The organism is Klebsiella sp. AqSCr, assembly GCF_008452795.1.
GTDB lineage: Bacteria > Pseudomonadota > Gammaproteobacteria > Enterobacterales > Enterobacteriaceae > Klebsiella > Klebsiella pneumoniae.
Genome location: NZ_MJDM01000005.1, coordinates 1,675,630 through 1,683,685, shown reverse-complemented (window position 1 = coordinate 1,683,685; position 8,056 = coordinate 1,675,630). Strand labels below are relative to the sequence as shown.

Sequence of the window (8,056 nt, the reverse complement as noted above, 5' to 3'; positions counted from 1 at the left end):
GACTGGCATCCCGCCGATGGCCGCCCGCAGGCCGAGCAGGCGGCAATCCTTGAGCAACTGATACGCCTGCCGCCCGGTATCGCGGCGGTGACGGCGGAGCGTGGACGGGGGAAGTCCGCGCTGGCGGGCATGCTCTTGCGCCAGCTTGGGGGCGAGGCCATCGTCACCGCCCCAACGCGTAGCGCTGTCGAGGTGCTGGCCAGCTTTGCCGGGGAGACGTTGCGCTTTATGGCGCCCGATGCGCTGCTGGCGTCGAAAGAAAAGGCGGCGTGGCTGATAGTCGATGAGGCCGCGGCTATCCCGGCTCCGCTTCTCCGGCAGCTGGTGAGCCGTTTTCCCCGTACGCTACTCACCACGACGGTGCAAGGGTACGAGGGCACCGGTCGCGGATTCCTGCTGAAATTTTGCGCCAGTCTGCCCCATCTGCAATCGTTCACCCTGAGCGCCCCGATCCGCTGGGCGGCGGGCTGTCCGCTGGAGTCAGCCATCAGTCAGTTGCTTATCTTTAACGATGAGGCATTTCGCGACGCGCCGATGGGGGAGCTAGCCCTGGAGGCGGTCAATCAGTCCTGCTGGCAAACGCAGCCAGCGCTACCGGAGGCGATGTACCAGCTATTGTCCGGGGCGCATTACCGAACTTCCCCGCTCGATCTGCGGCGCATGATGGATGCTCCGGGCCAGGCTTTCCGCTGCGCTCGCGCCGGCGGCGCGGTGGCGGGCGCCCTGTGGCTGGTGGCCGAGGGGGGACTTTCTCGCGAACTGAGCCGGGCGGTATGGGCGGGTTTTCGCCGGCCGCGCGGGAATCTGGTCGCCCAGTCGCTGGCGGCGCACGGCGGCAGTCCCCTGGCGGCGACGCTGCGCGGGCTGCGGGTCAGTCGGATCGCTGTCCATCCCACCCGCCAGCGGGAAGGCCTCGGGCGGAAGATGATCGCCGATATCGCCGCCGATGCCGCTGGCTATGACTATCTCTCCGTCAGCTTCGGCTATACCGCTGAGCTGTGGCGCTTCTGGCAACGCTGCGGGTTTACCCTCGTACGGCTGGGTACCCATCGCGAGGCCAGCAGCGGCTGCTATACGGCGATGGCCCTCTATCCGTTGACCGCGGCAGGGCGCCAGCTGGCGCAGCGGGAGGCGCAGCGGCTGCAGCGCGATGAATACTGGCTTCGCCCGTGGCGAGAGGAATCCGCGCCGCTGCCGGCCGTCGCAGACGCTATGCTTAGTGATGAGGACTGGCTGGAAGCGGCGAGCTTTGCCTTCGCCCACCGCCCCCTGGCCGCGGCGCTGGGCTGCCTCAACCGCCTACTGATGCAGGCCGACATGCCGTTGCCGGCCCTGCGGGGACGACTGCAGGGCAAAGAAGAGGCCGCACTCTGCGCCGTGCTGCAGCTGACGGGGCGAAAAGCCTTGCAGGCGAGATGGCGTCGGGAGGCCGCTGACGCCTTGCGCTTCCTTGATGCAGCGCGCGCTGAGGCGCTGCGTCAGCAGGTGGCGCATCTGCAATTTTTTTAACTAACTCATTCAGTTAAATGGCATGGTCATATCTGGCGAGCGGCGTACACTGCCCGCAAACACTAAGGAGACAGCCATGAAACACGATCATTTTATTGTTCAAAGTCCTGCGACGCCTGCGCAACAGCTGTTGCTGCTGTTTCATGGCGTAGGGGATAACCCGGTCTCCATGGGGCAAATCGGCAGCTGGTTCGCGCCGCAGTTTCCCGATGCGCTGATCGTCAGCATTGGCGGGGTGGAACCTTGCGGCCCCAACGGTCGGCAGTGGTTTTCGCTGCAGGGGGTCACGGAAGAGAATCGTCAGCAGCGCATCGACGCCGTTATGCCGACCTTCATTGAAATTGTGCGCTACTGGCAGGAGAAAAGCGGCGTCAGTCCACTGGCCACCGCGCTGATCGGTTTCTCTCAGGGGGCGATTATGTCGCTGGAGAGTATCAAAGCGGCGCCGGATCTGGCTTCGCGGGTCATCGCCTTTAATGGCCGCTATGCGACGCTGCCGGAGACGGCAACGACGGCCACCACCATTCACCTGATCCACGGGGGTGAAGATCGGGTTATCGACCTGGCGTGGGCGGTGTCGGCCGAGGAGGCGTTACAGCAGGCGGGCGGCGACGTGACCTTAGATATTGTCGACGATCTCGGGCATGCCATTGACGATCGCAGTATGCAGTTGGCGATCGAGCGTCTGCGTTATACCGTGCCGAAGCACTATTTTGATGAGGCGCTGAGCGGCAGTACGCCAAAAGGGGATGATATCATCGAAATGCTGTAACCCCGGTGAGCGGGGTTACAGGCGGGCGGTACCGCGATAAAGGCAAACTTACGGTTTCTTCGACTGGTCGTGCTTCGGCCAGTCGTCGTCGTCGTCCCATTTATCGTTAAAATCACGGTGCGGCGGCAGATCGGGTTTGTTGTTGAGGAATTTTTTGTGGTCAACGCGATTCAGATCTTTAATCACGTTGATAATTACCCCCACCAAAAAGACCAGCACCAGAATCCACCAGTGTTTAATAAGCCATTCCATGCGCGCTTCCTCTTTACGTCAATTCGTCAGGCGACCAGCTGTTCCATGACGCGTTGATACATCCGCGCCAGCAGCTGCAGGTCGGCGGCGTTCACACATTCATTAATTTTGTGAATCGTTGCGTTTACGGGGCCCAGCTCAACCACCTGCGCCCCCATGCGCGCGATAAACCGTCCGTCTGAGGTGCCGCCGTTGGTTAACAGCTGCGGTTTGATCTCATTATAGTGCTCAATCGCGTTGACGACCGCATCCACCAGCTTGCCCCGTCCGGTGAGGAACGGCTGGCCGGAGAGCCACCACTCCACGCTGTAACGCAGCTGGTATTTTTCCAGCAGGGCGATCACCCGGGATTTGATCATCTCGTCCGTCAGCTCCGTACTGAAGCGGAAGTTGAACTGGACGAACATATCGCCGGGGATCACGTTATTGCTGCCGGTGCCGGACTGCACGTTGGCGATCTGCATGCTGGTCGGCGGGAAGAACTCATTGCCTTTATCCCACTCGATATTGACCAGTTCCGCCAGCATCGGCGCCGCGCGGTGGACAGGGTTATCGGCAAGGTGCGGATAGGCGACATGCCCCTGCACGCCGTGAATAGTCAGGTTGCAGGTCAGCGAGCCGCGGCGGCCGTTTTTCACCACATCGCCGACCACTTCGGTACTGGAAGGTTCGCCGACCAGACAATAGTCCAGACGCTCGTTACGCGCCATCAGCGTCTCCACCACTTTGACGGTGCCGTTTTTGGCGCTGGCCTCTTCATCAGAGGTGATCAAAAACGCCAGTCGGCCCCTGTGGTTCGGGTACTGCGCGACAAAACGCTCTGCGGCAACCACCATCGCCGCCAGCGAGCCTTTCATATCCGCCGCTCCGCGGCCAAACAGCATCCCGTCGCGGATGGTCGGTTCGAACGGGGGATTGATCCAGCGATCGGCGTCGCCTGCCGGGACTACGTCGGTGTGGCCGGCGAAGGCCAGCGTCTCGCCGTGGCCGCGCCAGGCCCAGAAATTCTGCGTATCGCCGAAATCCATCGGTTCAACGGTAAAGCCGATCGCACGCAGGCGTTCAATCATTAACGCCTGGCATCCCGCATCATCGGGGCTAAGGGAAGGGCGGCGAATAAGCTGCTGAGCCAGCTCAATGACCGGGCAAGACATAGACTATACCTCGTTAAACTGCTGATAACTTGCTTCACTAAAACCCAGCAGCATAGGACGACCGGGCGCGCAGAGCAATGGGCGTTTGATAATTGCCGGCATTTCCAGCATCAATGCGGCAGCGGCGTCGGCATTATCGATGCTATTGCGCAGCGACTCGTCGAGTTTGCGCCAGGTGGTGCCACGGGTGTTCAGCAGCGCCTGCCAGCCCAGCTCGGCAATAAAGGTATCCAGTTGCGCGCGCTCAAGGCCATCGGCGCGGTAATCATGGAAGCGATACTCAATCTGATGCGCTTCCAGCCAGCGGCGGGCTTTTTTAATGGTATCGCAGTTTTTAATTCCGTACATGGTGAGCATAGATAAACCTTTTACATTCAATTAAGCGGTTAACTCAGATATTTCCGAATATATAAGTCTTACTGAAATAATACGTGATTCAGATGAATAAATATAACTTTTTACCGGGGATCTCATTCGATATATCGGGTGGTTAAATGTTGGCCACCTGTGGGCATGATGTGAGGGCTTTAACATTATTGCAAAAATGTTGTCTGAGGTTGCTCTACGTCACATTATGTTTACATACGAAGCGGCATAGTAGCGACAACCAGAGGTTTTATCTCTGTCAGCGGTCCATAAGACAATCAGAGCAATAGGGGAGCACAACTTCCCATCGGTAATGAAGTTATATAGAATCGACCATAATAATAAGAGAGGCTATTATGATTGAACATGAACTGGGGAACTGGAAAGACTTTATTGAAGGCATGCTTCGTAAATAAATTTCCGCAATGTGAGCAGGGGAATAACGCGAAGTAAATAAGCGCGCTAGGGTTCTGAACACATAAAGAAGGCGACCACCGTGGTCGCCTTTTCTGTTATTACGCCTCGCCGCCGAAGCTCGTCGGTTTATTGCGGACGCTCCTTTAGCGGAAAACGGCGACGCACCAGCACAAAGAACAGCGGCACGAAAAAGATCGCCAGCACGGTGGCGGAGATCATCCCGCCCATCACTCCGGTGCCGACCGCATGCTGGCTGCCGGAACCGGCGCCGGTGCTGGTCGCCATCGGCAGCACGCCGAAGATGAACGCCAGCGAGGTCATCAGGATGGGGCGCAGGCGCTGACGGCAAGCCGACAGCGTGGCGCTGAGCAGATCCTGGCCCTTCTCGTTGAGCTCATTGGCGAACTCGACGATCAGAATGGCGTTTTTCGCCGACAGGCCGATCACTGTCAACAGACCCACCTGGAAGTACACGTCATTCTCCAGCCCGCGCATCCAGGTCGCCAGCAGGGCGCCAATCACCCCCAGCGGCACCACCAGCATCACCGAGAACGGCACCGACCAGCTCTCGTACAGCGCCGCCAGGCACAGGAACACCACCAGCAGAGAAATCGCGTACAGGGCCGGCGCCTGAGCGCCAGAGAGGCGTTCCTGGTAGGACATGGCGGTCCATTCGAGGCCAAAGCCGGTGGGTAACTGCGCGGCCAGCTTCTCCATCATGTCCATCGCGGTACCGGTACTGATACCCGGCGCCGCCTCACCGACGATCTCCACCGCTGAGTAGCCATTGTAGCGCTCCAGCCGCGGCGAGCCGGTCTCCCAGCGCGAGGTGGCGAAGGCCGAGAATGGCACCATCGTGCCGCTGCTATTGCGCACGTACCAAAGATTGATATCGTCAGGCAGCATCCGGTATTTCGCCGCCGCCTGGACGTAGACTTTCTTTACCCGGCCGCGATCCATAAAGTCGTTGACGTAGCTCGACCCCCACGCGGTTTGCAGCGTATCGTTGATGTCGTCAATGGAGACGCCAAGCGCCTGCGCTTTACGCTGATCGATATCGACCTGCAGCTGCGGACTGTCATCGAGCCCGTTATGCCGGACGCGGGTCAACAGCGGATTTTTCCCGGCCAGCTCAAGTAGCGTATCGCGCGCCGCCATCAGCGCATCGTGCCCCTTCCCGGCATGATCCTCCAGCTCCATATCGAAGCCTGCCGAACTGCCGAGGCCGCTGATCGCCGGCGGGCTGCTGGCGATAACCCGCGCTTCGTTAATCTGATTAAACGCTTTGGTGGCGCGTTCAATAATGGCAAAGGAGGTGCCGGTTTGCGGGTCGCGCTGGTCCCAGTCTTTGAGACGAACGAACATACGGGCCACGTTCTGCCCATTGCCGCCGGGGCCGGAGCCAACGGTAGCGAACACCGACTCGACGTTCTGCTTCTCGTTATTGAGGAAGTAATCTTCCGCCTTCTGCACCACCTTCAGCGTCTGCTGCTGGGTGCTGCCGCTCGGCAACTGGACCGAGGTGGTGAACATCCCGCGATCCTCCAGCGGCAGGAACGAGGTCGGCAAATGCAGAAACAGGAACACCATCCCGCCGAGCAGGACGACGTAGATCAGCATCCAGCGCAGCGAGCGGTGCAGTATTTTGCCGACGAAGGTTTCGTAGCGGCTGGCGCTGCGGTTGAAGGTGCGGTTGAACCAGCCGAAGAAGCCTTTTCTTTCATGGGATTCACCTGGCTTAACAGGCTTAAGCAGCGTGGCGCAAAGGGCAGGGGTGAGGATCATGGCCACCAGCACCGAGAGGACCATCGCCGCGACGATAGTGATTGAGAACTGGCGATAGATGGCGCCGGTGGTGCCGCCGAAGAAGGCCATCGGCACGAATACCGCCGACAGCACCATCGCGATCCCCACCAGCGCGCCCTGAATTTGTCCCATCGATTTGCGGGTCGCCTCGCGTGGCGACAGGCCCTCCTCGCTCATGATGCGCTCGACGTTCTCCACCACCACGATGGCGTCATCCACCAGCAGGCCGATCGCCAACACCATCGCGAACATCGTCAGGGTGTTGATGCTGTAGCCACAGGCATACAGCACCGCGAAAGTGCCCATCAGCACCACCGGCACGGCGATGGTCGGGATCAGGGTGGCGCGGAAGTTCTGCAGGAACAGATACATCACGAGGAAGACCAGCAGGATCGCCTCCAGCAGGGTTTTCACCACGTCGGTGATGGAAGCCTTCACGAAGGAGGTGGTCTCGTATGCGACCTTATATTCCAGACCGTGGGGGAAAAACTGCGCCAGCTCATTGAGGCGATTGATCACGCGCTCCGCGGTGGCCATTTCGTTGGCGCCGGAAGCCAGCTTGATCCCGAGGCCTGAGGCCGGCTGGCGGTTGTAGCGGCTAAGATAGTCGTACTTCTCCGCCCCCATCTCGACGGTGGCGACATCGCCCAGCGTCACCTCTGAACCATCCTGATTGACGCGCAGAGTGATATTGCGGAACTGCTCCGGGGTTTGCAGCAGAGATTGCGAGTTGATGGTGGCGTTCAGCGCTTGCTTATCGACCGAAGGCGTCCCGCCAAGCTGGCCGACGGCAATCTGGGCGTTCTGCGAACTGATGGCGTCGGTAACATCCTTGGTAGTCATCTGGTAGCTGTTGAGCTTCGCCGGGTCGAGCCAGATGCGCATTGAGTATTGCGAACCGTAGGCGTCGATATCCCCCACGCCGTTGACGCGGCTGAGCGGGTCCTGGATGTTACTGGCGACGTAGTCGGCGATATCTTGTTTATCCATACTGCCGTCAGTGGAGACGAAGGCGAGCGTCAGGATATTGGTATCACCGGTCTTGCGTACCGTCACCCCCTGGTTTTGCACCGCCTGCGGCAGCTTACGCATCGCCGACTGTAGCTGGTTCTGAACCTGCTGCACGGCTTCATCCGGGTCGGTACCGGCGGTAAAGCTGAGGGTGATCGTCGCCTGGCCGGTGGCGCTGCTCTGGGAGGACATATACATCAGGTTATCTAGGCCGGTCATATTCTGTTCGATAACCTGAGTGACGGTATTCTCCAGGGTTTGCGCGGAAGCGCCGGGATAGTTGGCGGTGATCCGCACATTCGGCGGGGCGAGGTCGGGATACTGTTCAACCGGCAGCGACAAAATGGCAAGGGTGCCCGTCAGGCATAACAGGATTGCCAGCACCCATGCAAAAATGGGGCGATCGATAAAGAAATTCGCCATCAGAATAAAAACCTCATATGCACATTTTCTTGTTATTGCACAGCCTGTGCCACTTTAGCGCCAGCCTCTCCGGCAATCGTGGAGAAATTAAGGAGATAGTGTAATTTATCATGTTGCTTTTGCCGTATCGTAAAGAAACCTCGAGCTTTCCTGCCAGCAGGTAGCGAGTCTGCTTCGTCACCGCAGACCGGCGCATTATCCCTTGCCGGTGTGAAACCTCATTTCATTTAAGTCAAAAAAATTGATCCAAAACGGATTCTCTCCAGAAAAAGTTTATCCTGGGCAATTGGACATTGTTCCGGCGTCATCTTGTCGGGTAATAAATAGGCATGCGCATTTAGGGGTT

The 8,056-nt window shown here is 59.1% G+C and carries 7 protein-coding genes; 3 read left to right on the top strand and 4 right to left on the bottom strand.

Features of this window, described 5'->3' with window-relative positions; translation table 11 throughout:
• Together BHE81_RS12150 and ypfH are read left to right on the top strand one after the other, a co-directional pair.
• A partial coding sequence (locus tag BHE81_RS12150; RefSeq protein WP_228268710.1) for a tRNA(Met) cytidine acetyltransferase TmcA occupies window positions 1-1,509 on the top strand: 1,509 nt, incomplete at its 5' end.
• 76 nt (window positions 1,510-1,585) lie between these two features.
• A complete protein-coding gene (gene ypfH / locus BHE81_RS12145; RefSeq protein ID WP_023301622.1) occupies window positions 1,586-2,281 on the top strand; it encodes an esterase in 696 nt (231 codons plus the stop codon).
• Between the two features lie 48 nt (window positions 2,282-2,329).
• Here the strand turns inward: ypfH and BHE81_RS12140 are convergent, their stop codons facing one another.
• From BHE81_RS12140 to BHE81_RS12130, 3 genes are read right to left on the bottom strand one after another with little or no spacing between them, the layout of a single operon-like run.
• A complete protein-coding gene (locus tag BHE81_RS12140; RefSeq protein ID WP_002913768.1) occupies window positions 2,330-2,533 on the bottom strand; it encodes a YpfN family protein in 204 nt (67 codons plus the stop codon).
• Between the two features lie 26 nt (window positions 2,534-2,559).
• Window positions 2,560-3,687 (bottom strand): succinyl-diaminopimelate desuccinylase, encoded by a 1,128-nt coding sequence (gene dapE / locus BHE81_RS12135; RefSeq protein ID WP_002913766.1) that lies wholly within the window; start codon window positions 3,685-3,687, stop codon window positions 2,560-2,562.
• Between the two features lie 3 nt (window positions 3,688-3,690).
• The gene (locus BHE81_RS12130; RefSeq protein WP_002913764.1) at window positions 3,691-4,044 is read right to left on the bottom strand and encodes an ArsC family reductase; all 354 of its coding nucleotides are present in this window, start codon (window positions 4,042-4,044) and stop codon (window positions 3,691-3,693) included.
• Between the two features lie 365 nt (window positions 4,045-4,409).
• On the opposite strand from BHE81_RS12130, the gene ypfM reads away from it, so the two are divergent.
• Window positions 4,410-4,469: a protein YpfM gene (ypfM, locus tag BHE81_RS12125; RefSeq protein ID WP_100181659.1), complete on the top strand. Its 60-nt coding sequence runs from the start codon at window positions 4,410-4,412 to the stop codon at window positions 4,467-4,469.
• A gap of 127 nt (window positions 4,470-4,596) precedes the next feature.
• On the opposite strand, the gene acrD is transcribed toward ypfM, so the two are convergent.
• On the bottom strand, window positions 4,597-7,710 hold the full coding sequence (acrD, locus tag BHE81_RS12120; RefSeq protein ID WP_004185072.1) for a multidrug efflux RND transporter permease AcrD: 3,114 nt from the start codon (window positions 7,708-7,710) through the stop codon (window positions 4,597-4,599).
• Window positions 7,711-8,056: the final 346 nt, after the last annotated feature.